Annotated in this window: 21 protein-coding genes and 1 tRNA gene; 21 read left to right on the top strand and 1 reads right to left on the bottom strand. The window is 65.0% G+C overall.

Going from position 1 to position 22,466, the window contains the following annotated elements; genetic code table 11:
• Positions 1 to 71 precede the first annotated feature (71 nt).
• Together lysM and MKD38_RS01580 are read left to right on the top strand one after the other, a co-directional pair.
• The gene (gene lysM / locus MKD38_RS01585) at positions 72 to 575 is read left to right on the top strand and encodes a peptidoglycan-binding protein LysM (RefSeq protein WP_111519554.1); all 504 of its coding nucleotides are present in this window, start codon (positions 72 to 74) and stop codon (positions 573 to 575) included.
• Positions 576 to 903: 328 nt separating this feature from the next.
• Entirely contained in the window at positions 904 to 2,445 is a 1,542-nt protein-coding gene (locus MKD38_RS01580) for a 2-isopropylmalate synthase (protein ID WP_111519555.1), read from the top strand.
• A gap of 121 nt (positions 2,446 to 2,566) precedes the next feature.
• On the opposite strand, the gene MKD38_RS01575 is transcribed toward MKD38_RS01580, so the two are convergent.
• Complete coding sequence (locus MKD38_RS01575) at positions 2,567 to 3,097, bottom strand: hypothetical protein (RefSeq protein WP_252674358.1); 531 nt, start codon at positions 3,095 to 3,097, stop codon at positions 2,567 to 2,569.
• 206 nt (positions 3,098 to 3,303) lie between these two features.
• Between MKD38_RS01575 and MKD38_RS01570 the strand changes: the two genes are divergently transcribed.
• From MKD38_RS01570 to nuoL, 19 genes are all read left to right on the top strand, one after another.
• Complete coding sequence (locus MKD38_RS01570; RefSeq protein WP_252674357.1) at positions 3,304 to 4,560, top strand: branched-chain amino acid ABC transporter substrate-binding protein; 1,257 nt, start codon at positions 3,304 to 3,306, stop codon at positions 4,558 to 4,560.
• A 160-nt stretch (positions 4,561 to 4,720) separates the two neighbouring features.
• Positions 4,721 to 4,990, top strand: a complete 270-nt coding sequence (gene rpsO, locus MKD38_RS01565; protein WP_010809136.1) for a 30S ribosomal protein S15 — start codon at positions 4,721 to 4,723, stop codon at positions 4,988 to 4,990.
• A 439-nt stretch (positions 4,991 to 5,429) separates the two neighbouring features.
• Positions 5,430 to 7,601, top strand: coding sequence for a polyribonucleotide nucleotidyltransferase (gene pnp, locus MKD38_RS01560; protein ID WP_111519558.1), 2,172 nt, complete (start codon positions 5,430 to 5,432; stop codon positions 7,599 to 7,601).
• Between the two features lie 153 nt (positions 7,602 to 7,754).
• The gene (locus tag MKD38_RS01555; RefSeq protein WP_252674356.1) at positions 7,755 to 8,759 is read left to right on the top strand and encodes an NAD(P)H-quinone oxidoreductase; all 1,005 of its coding nucleotides are present in this window, start codon (positions 7,755 to 7,757) and stop codon (positions 8,757 to 8,759) included.
• An 81-nt stretch (positions 8,760 to 8,840) separates the two neighbouring features.
• Positions 8,841 to 9,584 carry a triose-phosphate isomerase gene (gene tpiA / locus MKD38_RS01550; RefSeq protein WP_371925607.1) on the top strand — a complete coding sequence of 248 codons (744 nt, stop codon included), beginning with the start codon at positions 8,841 to 8,843 and terminating at the stop codon, positions 9,582 to 9,584.
• A gap of 50 nt (positions 9,585 to 9,634) precedes the next feature.
• Positions 9,635 to 10,015, top strand: a complete 381-nt coding sequence (gene secG, locus MKD38_RS01545) for a preprotein translocase subunit SecG (RefSeq protein ID WP_252674355.1) — start codon at positions 9,635 to 9,637, stop codon at positions 10,013 to 10,015.
• Between the two features lie 187 nt (positions 10,016 to 10,202).
• A tRNA-Leu gene (locus tag MKD38_RS01540) sits at positions 10,203 to 10,287 on the top strand.
• A gap of 166 nt (positions 10,288 to 10,453) precedes the next feature.
• A complete protein-coding gene (locus MKD38_RS01535; RefSeq protein WP_010809131.1) occupies positions 10,454 to 10,813 on the top strand; it encodes an NADH-quinone oxidoreductase subunit A in 360 nt (119 codons plus the stop codon).
• Positions 10,814 to 10,819: 6 nt separating this feature from the next.
• A complete protein-coding gene (locus MKD38_RS01530) occupies positions 10,820 to 11,302 on the top strand; it encodes a NuoB/complex I 20 kDa subunit family protein (RefSeq protein ID WP_011297145.1) in 483 nt (160 codons plus the stop codon).
• A 1-nt stretch (position 11,303) separates the two neighbouring features.
• Entirely contained in the window at positions 11,304 to 11,903 is a 600-nt protein-coding gene (locus tag MKD38_RS01525) for an NADH-quinone oxidoreductase subunit C (protein ID WP_115708774.1), read from the top strand.
• Positions 11,904 to 11,912: 9 nt separating this feature from the next.
• On the top strand, positions 11,913 to 13,166 hold the full coding sequence (locus MKD38_RS01520; protein ID WP_252674354.1) for an NADH-quinone oxidoreductase subunit D: 1,254 nt from the start codon (positions 11,913 to 11,915) through the stop codon (positions 13,164 to 13,166).
• Between the two features lie 184 nt (positions 13,167 to 13,350).
• Complete coding sequence (gene nuoE, locus MKD38_RS01515) at positions 13,351 to 13,848, top strand: NADH-quinone oxidoreductase subunit NuoE (RefSeq protein WP_115681423.1); 498 nt, start codon at positions 13,351 to 13,353, stop codon at positions 13,846 to 13,848.
• Position 13,849: 1 nt separating this feature from the next.
• Positions 13,850 to 15,145 (top strand): NADH-quinone oxidoreductase subunit NuoF, encoded by a 1,296-nt coding sequence (gene nuoF, locus MKD38_RS01510; protein WP_252674353.1) that lies wholly within the window; start codon positions 13,850 to 13,852, stop codon positions 15,143 to 15,145.
• 12 nt (positions 15,146 to 15,157) lie between these two features.
• Positions 15,158 to 17,524, top strand: coding sequence for an NADH-quinone oxidoreductase subunit NuoG (gene nuoG / locus MKD38_RS01505; protein WP_252674352.1), 2,367 nt, complete (start codon positions 15,158 to 15,160; stop codon positions 17,522 to 17,524).
• A 21-nt stretch (positions 17,525 to 17,545) separates the two neighbouring features.
• Complete coding sequence (nuoH, locus tag MKD38_RS01500) at positions 17,546 to 18,610, top strand: NADH-quinone oxidoreductase subunit NuoH (protein ID WP_115679827.1); 1,065 nt, start codon at positions 17,546 to 17,548, stop codon at positions 18,608 to 18,610.
• A 71-nt stretch (positions 18,611 to 18,681) separates the two neighbouring features.
• Positions 18,682 to 19,173: an NADH-quinone oxidoreductase subunit NuoI gene (nuoI, locus tag MKD38_RS01495; protein WP_022534067.1), complete on the top strand. Its 492-nt coding sequence runs from the start codon at positions 18,682 to 18,684 to the stop codon at positions 19,171 to 19,173.
• A gap of 175 nt (positions 19,174 to 19,348) precedes the next feature.
• Entirely contained in the window at positions 19,349 to 19,993 is a 645-nt protein-coding gene (locus MKD38_RS01490; RefSeq protein ID WP_111519566.1) for an NADH-quinone oxidoreductase subunit J, read from the top strand.
• A 16-nt stretch (positions 19,994 to 20,009) separates the two neighbouring features.
• The gene (gene nuoK / locus MKD38_RS01485; protein ID WP_029044763.1) at positions 20,010 to 20,315 is read left to right on the top strand and encodes an NADH-quinone oxidoreductase subunit NuoK; all 306 of its coding nucleotides are present in this window, start codon (positions 20,010 to 20,012) and stop codon (positions 20,313 to 20,315) included.
• A 58-nt stretch (positions 20,316 to 20,373) separates the two neighbouring features.
• Entirely contained in the window at positions 20,374 to 22,461 is a 2,088-nt protein-coding gene (gene nuoL / locus MKD38_RS01480; protein ID WP_252674351.1) for an NADH-quinone oxidoreductase subunit L, read from the top strand.
• Positions 22,462 to 22,466: the final 5 nt, after the last annotated feature.

The following is a 22,466-nucleotide window of genomic DNA, read 5'->3' as shown; positions in this document are numbered from 1 at the left end:
ATTGTTTTCGTGCCGCGGCCGACCGGGCGTGGCACTCTGCAGTGTTTTCCACCCACCGTCAGGAGGATGTCATGGGCATGTTCGACTTCATCAAGGAAGCGGGAGAAAAGCTGTTCGGCACCGGCGAGGCCAAGGCCGCGCAGGCAGCGGCCGCGGCGGATGCATCGGCGGAGAAGGTCGATGCCGCCAATCGCGCCGCGGGCGACGCGATCGAGGCGTATATCAGGAAGATGGGGCTGGACGCGACCGGGCTGATGGTACAGGTCGACGGCTCGCAGGGACTCGTCACCGTGTTCGGCGTGGCACCCGACCAGGCCACGCGCGAGAAGATCATCCTGTGCGCCGGCAATGTCGAGGGCGTCGACAAGGTCGAGGACAAGATGTCGGTCAACGTCGAGTCCGCGGAATCGGGCTGGCACACCGTGGTCAAGGGCGACACGCTGTGGGCGATCGCGCAGGCCGCCTATGGCAACGGCGCCGAGTACAACAAGATCTTCGAGGCCAACAAGCCGATGCTGAGCCACCCGGACAAGATCTACCCGGGCCAGAAGCTGCGCATCCCGCCCAAGGGCTGAGAACCTCCGCAGGCGGCGCGTGCGGCAAAACCCTGTGTTGCGCGTGCGCGCCAAGTCGGCTATAGTCGCAGCCATGATTTCGCGCCAAGTCCTAATCGCCCGCACCACCCTAGGTGGCCTACTAGGCCATCAGGTCGGGACGCGCGCGCGCTAAGGACGGACTTACCCCTTAGCGCGGAATCCGCAAGGAAATTCCAACGCCCCGGCCTGCTTCATGCACGCCGGGGCGTTTTGCATTCCACAGCCGTGGAGCGCGGAACAGGCGGTAAAGCCCCGGACGCAGCATGCCGGGGACAGCACACGACAAGCAAATCAGGAGCTCCACACCATGTCTGACAAACTCATCATTTTCGACACCACCTTGCGTGACGGCGAGCAATCGCCCGGCGCCTCGATGACGCGCGAGGAGAAGATCCGCATCGCGCGCCAGCTGGAGCGCCTGAAGGTCGATGTGATCGAGGCCGGTTTCGCGGCGAGCTCCAACGGCGACTTCGAGGCGATCCGCTCGATCGCGCAGGTGGTCAAGGATTCCACCATCTGCTCGCTGGCCCGCGCCAACGACAAGGACATTGCCCGCGCGGCCGAGGCGCTCAAGCCGGCCAACTCGTTCCGCATCCACACCTTCATCGCCACCTCCGCGCTGCACATGGAGAAGAAGCTGCGCATGACGCCGGACGAGGTCTACCAGCAGGCGCGCCTGGCGGTACGCTTTGCGCGCCAGTTCACCGACGACATCGAGTTCTCGCCGGAAGACGGCAGCCGCTCGGACATGGACTTCCTGTGCCGCGTGCTCGAAGGCGTGATCGCCGAGGGCGCGACCACCATCAACCTGCCCGATACGGTGGGCTACGCCGTGCCGGAAGGCTATGCCGAGCTGATCCGCTCGGTGCGCGAGCGCATTCCCAACTCGGACAAGGCGGTGTGGTCGGTGCACTGCCATAACGACCTCGGCATGGCCGTGGCCAACTCGCTGGCGGCGGTCAAGATGGCCGGCGCGCGCCAGATCGAATGCACCATCAACGGCCTCGGCGAGCGTGCCGGCAACACCAGCCTGGAAGAAGTGGTGATGGCGGTGAAGACGCGCCGCGACTACTTCAACCTCGACCTCGGCATCGACACCACGCAGATCGTGCCGGCGTCCAAGCTGGTGTCGCAGATCACCGGCTTCGCGGTACAGCCGAACAAGGCCGTGGTCGGCGCCAACGCCTTCGCGCATGCCTCGGGCATCCACCAGGACGGCGTGCTCAAGGCGCGCGACACCTACGAGATCATGCGCGCCGAAGACGTGGGCTGGACCGCCAACAAGATCGTGCTGGGCAAGCTGTCGGGCCGCAACGCCTTCAAGCAGCGCCTGCAGGAGCTGGGCATCGAGCTCGACAGCGAGAGCGAGGTCAACGCCGCCTTCACGCGCTTCAAGGAGCTGGCCGACCAGAAGGCCGAGATCTTCGACGAGGACATCGTCGCCATCGTCTCGAACGAGGCCCAGCACGACGCCAACGAACACTTCCGCTTCATCTCGCTGTCGCAGCGCTCCGAGACCGGCGAGCGTCCGCATGCGCGCGTGGTGTTCAGCATGGACGGCCAGGAGCAGAGCGGCGAGGGCGAGGGCAACGGCCCGGTCGATGCCACCTTGCATGCGATCGAGTCGCGCGTGGCCAGCGGCGCCGAGATGGTGCTGTATTCGGTGAACGCCATCACCGGTGGTACCGAGGCCCAGGGGGAAGTGACCGTGCGCCTGTCCAAGGCCGGCCGCATCGTCAACGGCGTGGGCACCGATCCGGATATCGTCGCGGCCTCGGCCAAGGCCTATCTGGCGGCACTGAACAAGCTGCACGACAAGGCCGTGCAGAAGATCAACCCGCAGATCTGACCCAGGCTCCTGCGCTGACGGCGGAAGGCCTACCCGGCCCGAACGTACGGACCAGGCCCGCCACTCCCGACCCGGGGATGGCGGGCTTTTTCATGGGCGCATGTCTCATATCGCCGGCGGGTCAGAAAAAGCGGCGCTCGTCGGGGTCGTAGAGCGGATCGGGCGTGATCTGGGTCCGGCGCAGCACGCCGGCATCGTCGAAGTAGAAGTGGAACAGCGACGGCCATACGTCTTCGTGGAGGAATCGGTAGGACCATACCTCGTTGCGCATGCGCGGGTAGTAGCTGACCGGCAGCCGGGTCACGCCGAAGTGCTCGGCGACGTCGCGCCTGGTCCAGGTGTTGACCTGCGCCTTGTACAGCTCGGGCGTCGACAGCATGTTGCGGAACGCGGTCAGGTTGCCGTTGCGGTCGAAGTCGGCGCCATAGGCATACTGGCCCATCGGCTGCTTCGAGTAGATCCAGCGCGTGGTGCCATCGCGCAGCGGGAACACATCGGTGGGCGGCCCGAACATGGCCTGCACCGCGGCCTGCGGCTGGCCCACCAGCCGGCTGCCTTCCTGCACCGGCATCAGCGTGGCGCAGGCGGACAGCATGGCTACGCCCAGCGCCAGCATGAGACGGCGCGCGCCCTTGCCGATCACGGAATTCATGGCTGGACCTCGATCGATGGATGGGGTATGGATACCGCCAGTGTAGTCCGGCGGCGGTCGGTGTGTGCATCCAACGCAGCTTTTGTGTGGATCTGCCGATAACCCTGGCGGTTCTCCGTGGAATCGGCGATGCGAGTGCGGTCCGCGCCGGTATTTGCCCGCAACCGGACGCTGCCTTACTATCCTGCGCTTTCCAGGAGAGATGAATGACGGTTGTGGCGCGGTGGCGGGGATGGCTGGGTGGGATGTTGCTGGCGGCAGCGGCGGGCGCATCGGCGCAGGAGCCGATCCGGCTGGGCATGATCGACGGCCTGTCCGGCCCGTTCGCCAATGCCGGCGAAGCGGTGGCGCGCAACCTGCGCCTGGCGATCGAGCGCATCAACGCGCGCGGCGGCGTGAAGACCGCCGAAGGTGCGCGGCCGCTCGAGCTGGTCACCTTCGACAGCAAGGGCAATGTCGATGAAAGCCTGATCCAGCTGCGCGCGCTGACCGACAAGCGCATTCCCTTTGTCCTGCAGGGCAACAGCTCGGCGGTGGCGGGCGCGCTGGTGTCGGCCATCAACCGCCATAACGCGCGCCAGCCGGATGCGCGCGTGCTGTTCCTGAACTATTCGGCGGTCGATCCCAGCCTGACCAACGAGAACTGCAGTTTCTGGCATTTCCGCTTCGATGCCAGCGCCGACATGCGCATGCAGGCCTTGACCGAGGTCATCCGCCAGGACCAGGCGGTGCGCCGCGTGTACCTGATCGACCAGGACTACAGCTTCGGCCACCAGGTGGCACGCTCGGCGCGGGAGATGCTGGCGGCGCGCCGGCCCGATATCCAGATCGTCGGCGACGAATTCCACCCGATCGGCAAGATCAAGGACTTCGCGCCGTATATCGCCAAGATCAAGGCCAGCGGGGCCGATGCGGTCATCACCGGCAACTGGGGCAACGACCTGACGCTGATGGTCAAGGCCGCGCGCGAGGGCGGGCTGCGGGCCAAGTTCTATACGTTCTACGGCAATGGCCTGGGCGCGCCGGCGGCGATGGGCGATGCCGGGGTCGGGCGCGTGCTGGCCGTGGCCGAGTGGCATCCCAACGTGGGCGGGGCGGCGTCCGATGCGTTCTACCAGGAATTCCGCGCGCGCTATCCGGAGCCCAAGGACGACTACGTCCACCTGCGCATGCAGATGATGGTCGAGATGCTGGCGCGCGCGATCACGCAGGCCGGCTCCACCGACGCGGTCAAGGTGGCGCGCGCGCTCGAGCATATGCGCTACGTCAACGACTTCCACGAAGCCACCGTGCGGGCCGACGACCACCAGGTGCTGCAGCCGCTGTATGTGTCGGTAATGGAGCGCCAGGGCGGCGCCGTGCGCTTCGACAACGAAGGCTCGGGCTATGGCTTCCGCACCGTGCGCAAGCTCAAGGCCGCGCAGTCCACGCTGCCGACCACCTGCAGGATGGAACGTCCGTGAGCGGCGGGGCGCCGGGTACTCTTGTACCGGCTTTTCGGCTATAATCCGCGGCTGTCGTTACCTGGCCCCGGTCCGGTGGCGGCAACAGCCAGTCAATTACATGGCACGACGCATGCGGCGCATCCCGCGCTGTAGCGTTCGCAAGTGAAAGGAAATCATCATGGCAGTCGCCGATATCAACAAGTCCGAAGTCATCAAGCAGTTCGCACGTGGCGCCAACGACACTGGCAGCCCCGAAGTGCAAGTGGCCCTGCTGACCACCCGCATCAACGAACTGACCCCGCACTTCAAGGCCAACATGAAGGACCACCACAGCCGCCGCGGCCTGCTGCGCATGGTGAGCCGCCGTCGCCGCCTGCTGGACTACCTCAAGTCCAACGATGCCGACCGTTACCGCGCCCTGATCGAAAAGCTGGGTCTGCGCAAGTAAGGTTGCGTCCGATGGCAGCGCGATTCCTGGGTTTGCACGGTTTCGCGTGAGGCCTCGATGCCTGCTTCAGCATTGCTGAGCAGGCATTTTGCATTTCTGGCGGGGCGAATCCGTGTCGCCGGAGTGCAGGCTGTGAATGGAGTGAATTTCGCTTCACGCCGCCCGGCCATGTCGATGGCGCGGGCGCCGTTGCGGCAAACCGCGCAACGGAGTAAGTTGTTCTTTTTATCCAACACCCGGATCGGGCAAGGAAACAGGGCTTTGTGTCATTCCAGCACGGCATCGGCAACGCCGGTGCCGCGCTGGAATGGCATAGCACTTCCCTGCGACCGCGACCGGCAACCCGGCAGTTTGCCTGCGGCTGAGAACGCAGGCGTCGCAGGCCGCGCGCGTGTCATTGCGTAGATCGCGCGGCCAGCACGCAAGTCAAGGAATGCACATGTCCATGTTCAACAAGGTCGTCAAGGAATTCCAGTGGGGCCAGCACAAGGTCCGCATGGAAACCGGCGAAATCGCCCGCCAGGCCGGCGGCGCCGTGCTGGTCGATGTGGAAGACACCGTGGTGCTGGCGACCGTGGTCGCCGCCAAGAACCCGAAGCCGGGCCAGGACTTCTTCCCGCTGACCGTCGACTACATCGAGAAGACCTACGCCGCCGGCAAGATCCCCGGCGGCTTCTTCAAGCGCGAAGGCCGTCCGTCGGAAAACGAGACCCTGACCTCGCGCCTGATCGATCGTCCGCTGCGCCCGCTATTCCCGGAAGGCTTCTACAACGAAGTGCAGGTGGTGGTGCACGTGGTGTCGCTGAACCCGGATGTGCCCGCCGACATCCCCGCGCTGATCGGCGCGTCGGCCGCGCTGGCCGTGTCGGGCATCCCGTTCAGCGGCCCGGTGGGCGCCGCGCGCGTCGGCTACAAGGACGGCCAGTACCTGCTCAACCCGACCCGCTCGCAGCTCGCCACCTCTGACCTGGACCTGATCGTCGCCGGTACCGAGCGTGCCGTGCTGATGGTAGAGTCGGAAGCCAACCAGCTGTCGGAAGACGTGATGCTGGGCGCCGTGGTCTATGGCCACGAGCAGATGCAGACTGCCATCAACGCCATCCATGAACTGGTGCGCGAAGGCGGCAAGCCCGAGTGGGACTGGGCCCCGGCCGCCAAGAACGAGCCGCTGATCGCCAAGGTCACCGAAGTCGCACTGCCGCTGCTGCAGGAGGCCTACCAGCTGCGCCAGAAGTCGGCGCGCAGCCAGAAGCTGAAGGAAGTGTCGGCCAACGTGGCCGCCGCACTGGCGGAAGCCGGCGTCGAAGCCGACAAGGTGGAAGTCGGCAACATCATGTTCGACCTGGAAGCGAAGATCGTGCGCGGCCAGATCCTGAACGGCGAGCCGCGCATCGACGGCCGCGACACCCGCACCGTGCGCCCGATCGAGATCCGTTCGTCGGTGCTGCCGCGCGCGCACGGCTCGGCGCTGTTCACCCGCGGCGAGACCCAGGCACTGGTGGTGGCCACGCTGGGCACCAAGAGCGACGAGCAGATCATCGACGCGCTGGCCGGCGAATACCGCGACCGCTTCATGCTCCACTACAACATGCCCCCGTTCGCCACCGGCGAGACCGGCCGCGTGGGCAGCCCGAAGCGCCGCGAAATCGGCCACGGCCGCCTGGCCAAGCGCGCACTGATCCCGGTGCTGCCGAAGGACGATGAGTTCGCCTACACCATCCGCCTGGTGTCGGAAATCACCGAATCCAACGGTTCGTCGTCGATGGCTTCGGTGTGCGGTGGCTGCCTGGCGCTGATGGATGCCGGTGTTCCGGTCAAGGCGCACGTGGCCGGCGTGGCCATGGGCCTGATCCTGGAAGGCAACAAGTTCGCGGTGCTGACCGACATCCTGGGCGATGAAGATCATCTGGGCGACATGGACTTCAAGGTGGCGGGTACCGACAACGGCATCACCGCGCTGCAGATGGACATCAAGGTCCAGGGCATCACCAAGGAGATCATGCAGGTCGCGCTGGCGCAGGCCAAGGAAGGCCGCCTGCACATCCTGTCGAACATGCAGGAAGCGATGGGCCACGCCCGCACCGAGCTGTCGGCGCACGCCCCGCGCATGATCACCATGAAGATCCATCCGGACAAGATCCGCGAAGTGATCGGCAAGGGCGGCTCGACCATCCAGGCGCTGACCAAGGAAACCGGCACCACCATCGACATCCAGGAAGACGGCACCATCACCATCGCCTCGACCTCGACCGAAGGCATGGCCGAAGCCAAGCGCCGCATCGAGGGCATCACCGCGGAAGCCGAAGTGGGCAAGATCTACGCCGGTACCGTGCTGAAGCTGCTGGACTTCGGCGCCATCGTCAACATCCTGCCGGGCAAGGACGGTCTGCTGCACATCTCGGAAATCGTCAACGAGCGTGTCAAGGACATCAAGGACTGGCTGAAGGAAGGCCAGCAGGTCCGCGTCAAGCTGATCCAGGCCGACGAAAAGGGCCGCCTGCGCCTGTCGCTGAAGGCGGCGCTGGCGGAAGAGGGCGGCAGCATCAGCCCGATCAACGCCGGCGAGAGCGCCGCGCCGGCAGCGCCGGCCGGTGGTTCGGAACAGCAGTAATACCGCGGGCAGTCTTGCCCGCCGGCGCCTCCGGGACGGAGGCGCCACCAGAAAACGGCTGGACCATGTCCAGCCGTTTTTTTGTTTACACTGCCGGCAACCCTATCGAGCGCAAGCTCACACCGACCCGACAGAAGACAAGGAGCAGCAAGCATGCAAGCCATCGAGATTCGCGAATACGGCGCCCCCGAAGTCCTCCAGCTGACCGAGCGTCCCGACCCGGTGCCGGGCGCGGGCGAAGTCCTGATCCGCGTGGCTGCCGCCGGCGTCAACCGTCCCGATGTATTCCAGCGCACCGGCAACTACCCGGTGCCGCCGGGTGCTTCGGACCTGCCTGGCCTGGAAGTGGCCGGTGTGGTGGTGGGCGGCGACCTCGACCATGCCGACAACCGTTTCGGCCTCAAGGCCGGTGACCGCGTCTGCGCGCTGGTGCAGGGTGGCGGCTACGCGCAGCTGTGCACCGCGCCGCTGGCGCAGGTCCTGCCCGCGCCGCAAGGCCTGAGCGATATCGAAGCAGCGGCGCTGCCGGAAACCTTCTTCACCGTGTGGAGCAATGTGTTCGATCGCGGCTACCTGGGCCAGGGCCCGCGCGGCAAGGAAGAAACGTTGCTGATCCAGGGCGGCTCCAGCGGCATCGGCACCACCGCGATCCAGATCGCCAAGGCGTTGGGCTACAAGGTGTTCGTCACCGCCGGCACCGACGACAAGTGCAAGGCCTGCGAAGACCTTGGTGCCGATCGCGCCATCAACTACAAGACCCAGGACTTCGTTGCCGAAGTCGCCACGCTGACCGGCGGCAAGGGTGTCGACGTGATCCTCGACATGGTCGCGGGTCCGTATCTGGCGCGCGAGCTCAAGTGCATCGCCGACGATGGCCGCATCGTCATCATCGCGCTGCTGGGCGGTGCCAAGGCCGAGATCCCGCTGGGCGACATCCTGCGCCGGCGCATCACCGTGACCGGCTCGACGCTGCGTCCGCGCCCGGCATCGTTCAAGGGCAAGATCGCCGCGGCGCTGCACCAGCAGGTGTGGCCGCTGCTGGCGGCCGGCAAGATCAAGCCGGTGATCCACCAGGTGTTCCCGGCCGCGCAGGCGGCGGACGCGCACCGGCTGATGGAGTCGAGCGAGCATATCGGCAAGATCGTGCTGACCTGGTAAATCGGCGGGCGTACCGGCGGGCATAGCGCCTTGCCCCTGCCACACGCTACAATAGCGGGTTTGATTTGGGAGGGGCACCTCGTGAGACAAAAGCTCGTCATCGGCAATTGGAAGATGCACGGCAGCCTGGCTGCCAACGCGGCACTGCTGGAAGGCATCCAGGCTGGCGCTGGTGTGACCGGCGCGACGCTGGCGGTCTGCGCGCCGTTCCCCTATCTTGCACAATGCCAGGCGCTGCTGAATGGCTCCAGGGTGGCCTGGGGTGCACAAGACGTGTCGGCGGAGGCGCGCGGCGCCTTCACCGGCGAAGTGGCGGCGTCCATGCTGGGCGAGTTCGGCTGCACCTATGTGCTGGTCGGCCACTCCGAGCGCCGCACCTACCATGGCGAGACCGACCAGGCCGTCGCGGCCAAGGCCCTGCGGGCGCTGGAGTTCGGCATCGTCCCGGTGGTTTGCGTGGGCGAGACCCTGGCCCAGCGCGAGGCGGGCGAGACCGAGGCCGTGGTCGGCCGGCAATTGCAGGCAGTGCTGGAAGCGCTGACGGTGGAGCAACTGGGCCGCGTGGTGCTGGCCTATGAGCCGGTGTGGGCCATCGGCACCGGCAAGACCGCCACCAGCGCGCAGGCGCAGGCGGTGCATGCTTTCCTGCGCGGCCAGCTCGCCGCGCGCGATGCGGGCGTGGCCGAGCGCATGGCAATCTTGTACGGCGGCAGCGTCAAGCCGGACAATGCGGCCGAGCTGTTTTCGATGACCGATATCGACGGGGGGCTGATTGGCGGCGCCTCGCTCAAGTCGGAAGATTTTCTCGCGATCGGCAACGCCTGAATGCCGGCCGTTCCGATCGACCGATCAGGCAAGTAAGTTATTTAAATCAAATGGCAATCTTCAAGACTTTGTTGGTGGTGCTGCAGGTGTTGTCGGCGCTGGGCGTAATCGGCCTGGTGCTGATCCAGCATGGCAAGGGCGCCGATGTGGGCGCGGCCTTCGGCTCGGGCGCCTCCGGCAGCCTGTTCGGCGCCACCGGCTCGGCAAACTTCCTGTCGCGCACCACCGCCGTGCTGGCCACGTTGTTCTTCGTGTGCACGCTGGCGCTGACGTTGCTGGGCAACTACAAGCCCGCTGCGTCGCTGGGCGTGATGGGCGCCGCCCCGGCCTCGGCGCCCGCCACGGCAGGCGCATCGGCCCCGGCCGCGGCCGCGGCCCCGGCTGCTGCTGCAGACGCTTCTGCGCCCGCAGCCCCTGCTGTACCGAAATAATCCGATTGCCTTGCGGCGGATTCCTGAGTTTTTTTGCAGTTGTGCGTTGAACAAAGCAAGAAATTTGGGTTAGAATGCAAGGCTTGAAACGATTCCCCAGCGATGGGTTCCACGCAGAGACGAAAGCCTTTGTAACGGACCTGAAGGGCCTCAAAACCCGGCGCCAGGCAATATTGTTTCTCCCCCAGCCGACGTGGTGAAATTGGTAGACACGCTATCTTGAGGGGGTAGTGGCGAAAGCTGTGCGAGTTCGAGTCTCGCCGTCGGCACCAAACAACTTGATCGGAGTCCCTGGCCGGGCAATGCACCCGCGCATGGGGCTCCGGCAGTCCGCAAGGCGGCGCGCCGTGATTCTCATGGCTTAGCGCCTGGGGTGGGCAACAGGACGCCGCTTCAGCTGGTGCTGTTGACAACATTCCAGATAAGGCTGGCCGTACCTTGAATCTCGAAGCCTACTTCCCCGTTCTCATCTTCATCATCTTCGGTGTCGTGCTTGGCGTGGCACTGATGTCGATCGGTCGGATCCTCGGTCCGAACAAGCCCGATCCCGCGAAGCTGTCTCCTTACGAGTGCGGCTTCGAAGCGTTCGAGGACGCGCGCATGAAGTTCGACGTGCGCTACTACCTCATCGCCATCCTGTTTATCCTGTTCGATCTCGAAACCGCCTTCCTGTTTCCCTGGGGTGTTGCCCTGAGGGATATCGGCTGGCCGGGTTTCATCGCCATGGGCGTGTTTCTGCTGGAATTCATCGTGGGCTTCGTCTACATCTGGAAAAAGGGCGCGCTCGATTGGGAGTGATGTGAAATGGCAATCGAAGGCGTTCTCAACGAAGGCTTCGTCACGACTACCGCTGACAAGCTGATCAATTGGACCCGCACCGGGTCGCTGTGGCCGATGACCTTCGGCCTGGCCTGCTGTGCCGTGGAAATGATGCATGCCGGCGCCGCGCGCTACGACCTGGACCGCTTCGGCGTGGTGTTCCGCCCGTCGCCGCGCCAGTCGGACGTGATGATCGTGGCCGGCACGCTGTGCAACAAGATGGCCCCCGCGCTGCGCAAGGTCTACGACCAGATGGCGGAACCGCGCTGGGTGATCTCGATGGGCTCGTGCGCCAACGGTGGCGGCTATTACCACTATTCGTACTCGGTGGTGCGTGGCTGCGACCGGATCGTGCCGGTGGATATCTACGTGCCGGGCTGCCCGCCGACGGCCGAGGCGCTGATCTACGGCGTGATCCAGTTGCAGAACAAGATCAAGCGTACCAACACCATCGCGCGCAAGGGCTGAAATGGCGAAGCTCGACATCCTGAAGGCCGCGCTCGAGAAGGCTCTCGGCAAGCGCGTGCAGAAACTGATCGAGGCGACCGGCGAACTGACGCTGATCGTCAAGGCCGGCGACTACCTGGAAGCCGCCCGCATCCTGCGCGACGATCCCTCGCTGCGCTTCGAGCAGCTGATCGACCTGTGCGGCGTCGACTATTCCGAATTCGGCGACGGCGCCTGGGACGGCCCGCGCTTTGCCGCCGTCTCGCACCTGCTGTCGGTTACCCACAACTGGCGCCTGCGCCTGCGCGTGTTCGCTCCGGAAGATGATTTCCCGGTGGTGGCCAGCCTGATCGACGTGTGGAACTCGGTGAACTGGTTCGAGCGCGAAGCCTTCGATTTCTACGGTATCGTGTTCGACGGCCATCCGGACCTGCGCCGCATCCTGACCGACTACGGTTTCGTCGGCCATCCGTTCCGCAAGGATTTCCCGGTCTCCGGCTACGTCGAGATGCGCTACGACCCCGAACAGAAGCGGGTCATCTACCAGCCGGTCACGATCGAGCCGCGCGAAATCACGCCGCGCGTGATCCGCGAGGACAAGTACGGCGGTTTGGAGCACTGAGAACGCGCCATGGCAGACATCAAGAATTACACCCTGAACTTCGGCCCGCAGCACCCGGCCGCGCACGGCGTGCTGCGCCTGGTGCTGGAACTGGACGGCGAAGTCATCCAGCGCGCCGACCCGCATATCGGCCTGCTGCACCGTGCCACCGAGAAGCTGGCCGAACAGAAGTCCTGGATCCAGAGCGTGCCCTACATGGACCGCCTCGACTACGTGTCGATGATGGTCAACGAGCACGCCTACGTGATGGCGATCGAGCGCCTGCTGGACGTCGAAGTGCCGGTCCGCGCGCAATACATCCGCGTGATGTTCGACGAGATCACCCGCATCATGAACCACCTGATGTGGATCGGTGCGCACGCCCTCGACGTGGGCGCGATGGCGGTGTTCCTGTACGCCTTCCGCGAGCGCGAAGACCTGTTCGACATGTACGAGGCGGTGTCGGGCGCGCGCATGCACGCGGCCTACTATCGTCCGGGCGGCGTCTACCGCGACCTGCCTGACACGATGCCGCAATATCGTGCCTCGAAGATCCACAACGAGCGTGCCATCAAGGTCATGAACGAAGCGCGTTCGGGCTCGCTGCTGGACTTCATCGAGGACTTCACCAACCGCTTCCCGAAGTACGTCGACGAATACGAGACGCTGCTGACCGACAACCGGATCTGGAAGCAGCGCCTGGTGGACATCGGCGTGGTCAGTCCGGAACGCGCGCTGCAGATGGGCTTTACCGGCCCGATGCTGCGCGGCTCGGGCATCGAGTGGGACCTGCGCAAGAAGCAGCCGTACGAGGTGTACGACAAGCTGGACTTCGACATCCCGGTGGGCGTGGGCGGCGATTGCTACGCGCGTTACCTGGTGCGCGTGGAAGAGATGCGCCAGTCCAACCGCATCATCAGGCAGTGCATCGAATGGCTGCGCCGCAATCCGGGCCCGGTGATCACCGACAACCACAAGGTGGCGCCGCCCTCGCGCGTGGACATGAAGTCCAACATGGAAGAACTGATCCACCACTTCAAGCTGTTCACCGAAGGCATGCACGTGCCCGAAGGCGAAGCGTATGCGGCGGTGGAACACCCGAAGGGCGAGTTCGGCATCTACGCGATCTCGGACGGCGCGAACAAGCCGTACCGCCTGAAGATCCGTGCGCCTGGCTTCCCGCACCTGGCCGCGCTGGACGAAATGGCCAAGGGACACATGATTGCTGACGCGGTAACGATCATCGGCACGCAAGACATCGTCTTCGGCGAGATCGACCGCTAATCACGGACCGCCGGCCCGGACGACGATCCGGGCGCTTTCCGAGGGGCTCCGCCGGGCGGAGCGGCCCGGAAGACCCGCGGCGGACCGGCACGGCCTAAGGCCCGCCGGCGGAACGGCAGCGACGGCTGCAAACCTGCGGATGGACGCCCAGTGGCGCTGCCTCCGCCGTTTTACTGCAATGACCATGCTATCAGCAGAAGCTCTCAAGGAAATCGATCGCGCGATCGCGAAGTATCCGGCCGACCAGAAGCAGTCGGCCGTGATGGCGGCGCTTGCCGTGGCACAGGGCGAGGTGGGCTGGGTTTCCCCCGAAGTCATGCAGTTCGTCGCCAGCTACCTCGAGATGCCGCCCGTGTGGGTGGAAGAGGTGGCGACCTTCTACAACATGTACGACACCAAGCCGGTGGGCAAATTCAAGCTCGCCGTCTGCACCAACCTGCCGTGCGCCCTGTCGGGCGGCGAGCGGGCTGGCGAGTACCTGAAGCGCAAGCTCGGGATCGACTACAACGAGACCACCGCTGACGGCTGCTTCACCCTGAAAGAGGGCGAGTGCATGGGCGCTTGCGGCGATGCGCCGGTGATGATCGTCAACAACACCCGCATGTGCAGCTTCATGAGCGACGACAAGCTCGACGCGCTTGTCGACGAGCTCAAGAGCGAAGCGGCCAAGGGGGGCAAGTAACATGACCAGTCTGCACGACCGCCATATCCAGCCGCTGATCCTGGCCGGCCTGGACGGCAAGAATTGGCACCTGGAAGACTACGTCAAGCGTGGCGGCTACCAGCAACTGAAGCGCATCCTGACCGAGAAGATCCCGCCCGAGCAGGTGATCGCCGACGTCAAGGCCTCGGGCCTGCGTGGCCGCGGCGGCGCGGGCTTCCCGACCGGCCTGAAGTGGAGCTTCATGCCGCGCACGTTCCCGGGTCAGAAATACCTGGTCTGCAATACCGATGAAGGCGAGCCCGGCACGTTCAAGGACCGCGACATCATTCGCTACAACCCGCATTCGCTGATCGAGGGCATGGCCATCGGCGCGTACGCGATGGGCATCACCGTGGGCTACAACTACATCCACGGCGAGATCTGGAACGAGTACAGGATCTTCGAGGAAGCCCTCGAAGAGGCGCGTGCGGCCGGCTTCCTGGGCGACAACATCCTGGGCTCGGGCTTCAGCTTCCAGCTGCACGCCCACCACGGCTACGGCGCCTACATCTGCGGCGAGGAAACCGCGCTGCTCGAATCGCTGGAAGGCAAGAAGGGCCAGCCGCGCTTCAAGCCGCCGTTCCCGGCCAGCTTCGGCCTGTACGGCAAGCCGACCACCATCAACAACACCGAGACCTTCGCCGCGGTGCCGTTCCTGCTGGCCATCGGCCCCGAGAACTACCTGAAGCTGGGCAAGCCGAACAACGGCGGCACCAAGATCTTCTCGATCTCGGGCGACGTCGAGCGTCCCGGCAACTACGAGATTCCGCTGGGCACGCCGTTCGCCAAGCTGCTGGAACTCGCCGGCGGCATGCGCGGCGGCAAGCGCATCAAGGCGGTGATCCCGGGCGGCTCGTCGGCGCCGGTGGTGCCGGGCGACCTGATGATGGCGTCCGACATGGACTACGACTCGATCGCCAAGGCCGGCTCGATGCTGGGCTCGGGCGCTGTGATCGTGATGGACGAGACGCGCTGCATGGTCCGCTCGCTGCTGCGCCTGTCGTACTTCTATTTTGAGGAATCGTGCGGCCAGTGCACGCCATGCCGCGAAGGCACCGGCTGGCTGTACCGCATGGTCAATCGCATCGAACACGGAGAGGGGCGCCAGGAAGACCTGGACCTGCTCAACAACGTCGCGGAAAACATCATGGGCCGCACCATTTGCGCGCTCGGCGATGCCGCGGCGATGCCGGTCCGCGGCATGCTCAAGCACTACTGGAAAGAGTTCGAATATCACGTCGAACACAAGCAGTGCATGGTTCCGGCCTACATCTAAGCGTGGCAGAACATGGTTGAACTAGAGATCGACGGCAAGAAGGTTGAGGTTGCTGAGGGCAGCCTGGTGATGGAAGCCGCCCGCAAGCTGGGCACCTACATCCCGCACTTCTGCTACCACCGCAAACTGTCCATCGCGGCCAACTGCCGCATGTGCCTGGTCGAGGTCGAGAAGGCCCCGAAGGCGCTGCCTGCCTGCGCCACGCCGGTGACCCCCGGCATGAAGGTCTTCACCAACTCGGAGAAGGCGGTCAAGGCGCAGAAGTCCGTGATGGAATTCCTGCTGATCAACCACCCGCTGGATTGCCCCATCTGCGATCAGGGCGGCGAGTGCCAGCTGCAGGACCTCGCCGTGGGCTACGGTGCCTCGGAGTCGCGCTACAAGGAAGAGAAGCGCGTGGTGTTCCACAAGAACGTGGGCCCGCTGATCTCCATGGAGGAGATGACCCGCTGCATCCACTGCACCCGCTGCGTGCGCTTTGGCCAGGAAGTGGCCGGTGTGATGGAGCTGGGCATGCTGGGCCGCGGCGAGCACTCGGAGATCACCACCTTCGTCGGCAAGACCGTCGACTCGGAACTGTCGGGCAACATGATCGACCTGTGCCCGGTCGGCGCGCTGACCAGCAAGCCGTTCCGCTACTCGGCCCGAACCTGGGAACTGGCGCGCCGCAAGTCGGTGTCGCCGCACGACGGGCTGGGCGCGAACCTGGTGGTGCAGACCAAGAACCAGCGCGTGATGCGCGTGCTGCCGCTGGAAAACGAAGACATCAACGAGTGCTGGATCTCCGACAAGGACCGCTTCTCGTATGAAGGCCTGAACAGCGCCGACCGCCTGACCCGCCCATTGCTCAAGCAAGGCGGCGAATGGATGGAAACCGACTGGCAGACCGCGCTGGAATACGTGGCCAATGGCCTGGCCGGCATCAAGCGCGAGCATGGCGCCGACCAGATCGCCGCGCTGGCCAGCCCGCACAGCACGCTGGAAGAGCTGTTCCTGCTGGGCAAGCTGGTGCGTGGCCTGGGCAGCGACAACGTCGACTTCCGCCTGCGCCAGTCCGACTTCTCGCCTGCGCTGAAGGGCGCGCCGTGGCTGGGCCTGCCGGTGGCCGACGTCACCGCGCTGCAACGCGTGCTGGTGATCGGCTCGTCGCTGCGCAAGGATCATCCGCTGCTGGCCTCGCGCCTGCGCCAGGCGACCAAGAAGGGCGCTCGCGTGGCCGTGCTCGGTGCCGGCGGTGAAGACCTGCTGATGCCCGCGACCCGCATCGACGTGGCGCCGTCCGGCTGGACTGCCGCACTCGCCGGCGTGGCCCGTGCCGTGGCCGCCGCCAAGGGCGTGGCCGCCCCGGCCGGCACCGATGGGTTCGACGGTGGCGACGCCGCCGCCAAGGTGGCGGAAGCGCTGCTGCAGGGCGAGCGCCGTGCCGTGTTCCTCGGCAACGAGGCCGTGCGTCATCCGCAGTTCTCGGCGCTGCATGCGCTGGCACAGTGGATCGCCACCGAAACGGGCGCGACGCTGGGTTTCCTGACCGAAGCGGCCAACACCGTCGGCGGCTACATCGCCGGCGCGCTGCCGAAGCAGGGCGGCGCCAATGCGCAGGCGATGCTGGACGCGCCGCGCAAGGCCTACATCCTGCTGAACACCGAGCCGGAATTCGACACCGCCGATCCGCGCAAGGCCCTGGCCGCGCTGGCGCAGGCCAACACCGTGGTGGTGCTGTCGCCGTTCCGTTCGGAAGCGGCCATGCAGTACGCCGACGTGATCCTGCCGGTCGCGCCGTTCACGGAAACCTCCGGCACCTTCGTCAACTGCGAAGGCAAGCCGCAGAGCTTCAACGGCGTGGTGCGCGCACTGGGCGAGTCGCGTCCGGGCTGGAAGGTGCTGCGCGTGCTGGGCAACCTGCTCGACGTCGCCGGCTTCGACTACGAAACCGCCGAGTCGGTCCGTGCCGAAGCGCTGTCGGCGCCGGTCGAGACCCAACTGGACAACGCCACCGACGCGCCGATCCGCGTTGCCGCCGCTGCCGCCAACGGCATCGAACGCATCGCCGACGTGCCGATCTACCACGCCGACCCGATCGTGCGCCGCGCCGACTCGCTGCAGCTGACCGCTGCCGCGCGCCGCGCCATGCAGATCGCGCTGCCGGCCGACCTGTTTGCCCGCCTGGGCATCCAGTCGGGCGACCCGGTCCGCGTCACGCAAGGGCAGGGCAGCGTGGTGCTGCCGGCCGTGCTCGAAGCCACGCTGCCGGCCAACACCGTGCGCGTGCCGGCGGCAACGCCGGGGGCCATGGGCCTGGGCGGCATGTTTGGCACGGTCACCGTAGAGAAGGCCATCGACCTGGCACCGGCCAAAGCCGGCGCCGCGGTCACGGCGTAAGAACAACAGCGAGAAGAAGACATGATTGACTGGATTACCTCGCAAGGGCAGGGCGTGCTGGGCGCGTACTGGACGCCGCTGTGGATCCTGATCCGCGCCGTGCTGATCGTGGTGCCGCTGCTGCTGTGCGTGGCTTACCTGATCCTGTGGGAGCGCAAGCTGATCGGCTGGATGCACGTCCGTCTCGGCCCGAACCGCGTCGGCCCGCTGGGCCTGCTGCAGCCGATCGCCGACGTGCTGAAGCTGCTGCTCAAGGAAGTCATGATGCCGACGCAGGTCAGCCGCGGCATGTACCTGATCGCGCCGCTGATGGTGCTGATGCCTGCCGTCGCGGTCTGGGCCGTGATTCCGTTCCAGGCCGAAGTGGTGATGGCGGACGTCAACGCCGGCCTGCTGTACGTGATGGCGATCAGCTCGGTCGGCGTCTACGGCGTGATCCTGGCCGGCTGGGCCTCGAACTCCAAGTACGCCTTCATCGGCGCCATGCGTGCCGCGGCACAGATGGTGTCGTATGAAATCGCCATGGGCTTCGCGCTGGTGACGGTGCTGATGGTTGCCGGCAGCCTGAACCTGTCGGCCATCGTCAACGGCCAGAACACGGGCTACTTCGCTGACATGGGCATCAACATCCTGTCGTGGAACTGGCTGCCGCTGCTGCCGATGTTCGGCGTCTACTTCATCTCGGGCGTGGCCGAAACCAACCGCCACCCGTTCGACGTGGTGGAAGGCGAATCGGAAATCGTGGCCGGCCACATGATCGAATATTCGGGCATGGGCTTCGCGCTGTTCTTCCTGGCCGAGTACATCAACATGATCATCATCTCGGCCATGACCGCGCTGATGTTCCTGGGCGGCTGGGCGCCTCCGTTCTCGAGCGTGGTCACCAACGCGGTCCCCGGCTTCTTCTGGCTGCTGGTCAAGGTTTTCCTGCTGCTGTCGGTCTTTATCTGGATCCGTGCCTCGTTCCCGCGCTACCGCTATGACCAGATCATGCGCCTGGGCTGGAAGGTGTTCATTCCGCTGACCGTGGTGTGGCTGATCATCGTGGCGATCTGGATCAAGTCGCCGTGGAACATCTGGCACTGAACAGCCAAGCGACGGTGCGGCGCTGCAATGCGGCAGCGCGCACCGCGTGGAAATACTAGGAAGCAATCGTCATGCTGCTCGCCATCAAGGACTTCTTCAACAGCCTGCTCCTGAAGGAACTCTTCAAGGGCATGGCGCTGACCGGCCGCTATCTCTTCGCGCGCAAGGTCACCGTCCAGTTCCCGGAAGAGAAAACGCCGATCTCGCCGCGCTTCCGTGGCCTGCACGCGCTGCGCCGCTATCCGAACGGCGAAGAGCGCTGCATTGCCTGCAAGCTGTGCGAGGCGGTGTGCCCGGCGCTGGCCATCACCATCGAGTCGGACGTGCGCAACGACGGCACGCGCCGTACCACCCGCTACGACATCGACCTGACCAAGTGCATCTTCTGCGGTTTCTGCGAAGAGGCCTGCCCGGTCGACGCCATCGTGGAAACGCAGATCCTGGAATACCACGGCGAGAAGCGCGGCGACCTGTACTTCACCAAGGACATGCTGCTGGCCGTGGGCGACCGCTACGAGCCGCAGATCGCGGCGGCCAAGGCTGCCGACGCCAAGTATCGCTGACCGGCGCACGCGCCAAACGGCAGGGCGGCCACCCGTAACAGACCTGGCTGCTTCTGCCACCGAATTTGAATACGGTCCCTTCAATGCGAGGGGCCAAAGCAAGGATGCCGCAGGAGCGGGCCACCCGAAGGGGAAGGCTTGTGCCGGACGGCCCTGAGAGGATCCGATAGGAACCATGGAACTCACGACCACCATATTCTATGTCTTTGCGCTGGTGCTGGTGCTCTCCGCACTGAAAGTCATCACTGCGAAGAACCCGGTGCATTCCGCACTGTTCCTCGTGCTGTCGTTCTTCACGGCCGCCGCGATCTGGATGCTGCTCAAGGCGGAATTCCTCGCCATCCTGCTGGTGCTGGTCTATGTCGGCGCGGTGATGGTGCTGTTCCTGTTCGTGGTGATGATGATCGATATCGACATCGAGCACCTGCGCCGCGACTTCTGGACCTACGTGCCGATGGCCTCGGTGGTGGGCGCGCTGATCATCGCCGAGATGGCGATCGTGCTGGTGCGCAACTTCATCGGCACCACCGCGCCGGTGGTGGCCAGCGGTTCGCAGCAACCGGGCTACTCGAACACCGCTGCGCTCGGCAAGCTGATCTACACCGACTACATCTACGCCTTCGAAGTGGCCGGCATCATCCTGCTGGTGGCGATCATTGCCGCTGTCGCGCTGACCCTGCGCCGCCGCAAGGACACCAAGGCCCAGGACGTGTCGGCGCAGCTGCGTACCCGCCGCGACGAGCGCGTGCGCCTGGTGCCGATGCAGGCCGAAGCCCAGAATCCGCAGACGGAAGCCGCGGCTGCCGCCAATAAGAACTAAAGCCCGGAGAAACGCTGTGCTCTCTCTCGCCCACTTCCTCGTGCTCGGTGCGATCCTGTTTGCGATCAGCATCGTCGGCATCTTCCTGAACCGCAAGAACGTGATCGTGCTGCTGATGGCGATCGAACTGATGCTGCTCGCGGTGAACATCAACTTCGTCGCCTTCTCGCATTACCTGGGCGATCTGGCTGGTCAGGTTTTCGTTTTCTTCATCCTCACGGTGGCCGCCGCCGAGTCGGCAATCGGTCTGGCAATCCTGGTGGTGCTGTTCCGCAACCTGGATACGATCAACGTGGACGACATGGACACCCTGAAGTACTGATCCGTGCCGCACTACGCAGATACCCAAGACTCACCGACCGCACACCACTAAGCGTCCTATGGCAACCACGCTCAACCCCAACCTGCTGCTCGCGATTGCGCTGGCGCCGCTAGTCGGCTCAGCGATCGCCGGCCTGTTCGGTACCAAGTTCTTTGGCCTGTTTTCCTCGGAGTCGCGCGGCGGCCGGATCGTGGCCCACACCTCGACGATTCTCGGCGTGGCCATTTCCTTCGTGCTGTCGGTGATGGTGCTGCTCGACGTGATGAACGGCGCCGGCTACAACGGCACCGTCTACGAGTGGATGGCCATCGGCGACCTGAAGATGGAGGTCGGGTTCCTGGTCGACTCGCTGACGGCGATGATGATGGTCGTGGTGACCTTCGTCTCGCTGATGGTGCATATCTACACCGTCGGCTACATGGACGGCGACCCCGGCTACAACCGCTTCTTCGCCTATATCTCGCTGTTCACCTTCTCGATGCTGATGCTGGTGATGAGCAACAACTTCCTGCAGCTGTTCTTCGGCTGGGAAGCGGTGGGCCTGGTGTCGTACCTGCTGATCGGTTTCTGGTACACGCGACCGACGGCGATCTTCGCCAACCTGAAGGCGTTCCTGGTCAACCGCGTTGGCGACTTCGGCTTCATCCTCGGCATCGGCCTGCTGCTGGCCTACGCCGGCAGCATGAACTACACCGAAGTATTCGCCGCGCGCGACCAGCTGGCTACCGTGGTTTTCCCGGGCACCGACTGGATGATGATCACCGTCGCGTGCATCTGCCTGTTCATCGGCGCGATGGGCAAGTCGGCGCAGTTCCCGCTGCACGTCTGGCTGCCTGACTCGATGGAAGGCCCGACCCCGATCTCCGCACTGATCCACGCGGCCACCATGGTGACCGCCGGCATCTTCATGGTCGCGCGCATGTCGCCGCTGTTCGAACTGTCGGACACCGCGCTGTCGTTCGTGCTGGTGATCGGCGCCATCACCGCGCTGTTCATGGGCTTCCTGGGTATCATCCAGAACGACATCAAGCGCGTGGTGGCGTACTCCACCCTGTCGCAGCTGGGCTACATGACCGTGGCGCTGGGCGCCTCGGCCTACTCGGTGGCGGTGTTCCACCTGATGACGCACGCTTTCTTCAAGGCGCTGCTGTTCCTGGGCGCGGGCTCGGTCATCATCGGCATGCACCACGACCAGGACATCCGCAACATGGGCGGCCTGCGCAAGTACATGCCGATCACCTGGATCACGTCGCTGGTGGGTTCGCTGGCGCTGATCGGCACGCCGTTCTTCGCGGGCTTCTACTCGAAGGACTCGATCATCGAGGCCGTGGCCGAGTCGCATATCGCCGGTTCGGGCTTTGCCTACTTCGCCGTGCTGGCGGGCGTGTTCGTCACCGCGTTCTACTCGTTCCGCATGTACTTCCTGGTGTTCCATGGCAAGTCGCGCTGGGGCCAGAACCATGCCCACCAGCACCATGAAGGCGACCACGAGGACGAGGAAGTCTCGCACGACCATCACCATGGCCTGTCTGCCGGCGAGACGCCGCATGAATCGCCTTGGGTCGTGACGCTGCCGCTGGTGCTGCTGGCGATCCCGTCGGTGATCATCGGCGCCATCGCGATCGAGCCGATGCTGTTCGGCGACTTCTTCAAGAACGGCATCGCCTTCAAGGAAGTGATCTTCGTCGGCGAAAATCACCACGCCATGGCCGAGCTGAAGCAAGCCTTCCACGGCTGGGTGGCGATGGCGCAGCACTCGCTGACCACGCCCGTGCTGTGGCTGGCCATCGCCGGGGTGGTGCTGTCCTGGTTCTTCTACATGAAGCGCCCGGATATCCCCGAGGCCATCGCCAATCGCTTCTCGGGCCTGTACAAGCTGCTCGACAACAAGTACTACATGGACGCCATCAACCAGGCCGTGTTCGCCCGCGGCGCACGTCTGCTCGGTACCGGCCTGTGGAAGGGCGGCGACCAGAGCCTGATCGATGGCCTGTTCGTCAACGGCGCGGCGCGCGTGGTGGCATCGTTTGCTTCGGCCAGCCGCTACCTGCAGTCGGGCTATATCTACCACTACGCGTTCGCGATGATCGTCGGCATGCTGGTGCTGCTGACGCTGACGATCACGGGCGTGATCGGCACCAAGTGATAGGC

Origin of the sequence: Cupriavidus sp. WGlv3 (assembly GCF_023952475.1) — a bacterium.
Classification (GTDB): Bacteria; Pseudomonadota; Gammaproteobacteria; order Burkholderiales; family Burkholderiaceae; genus Cupriavidus; species Cupriavidus phytorum.
The sequence above is the reverse complement of the archived record's forward strand: the minus strand, read 5'-3'. Positions and strand labels throughout refer to the sequence as shown.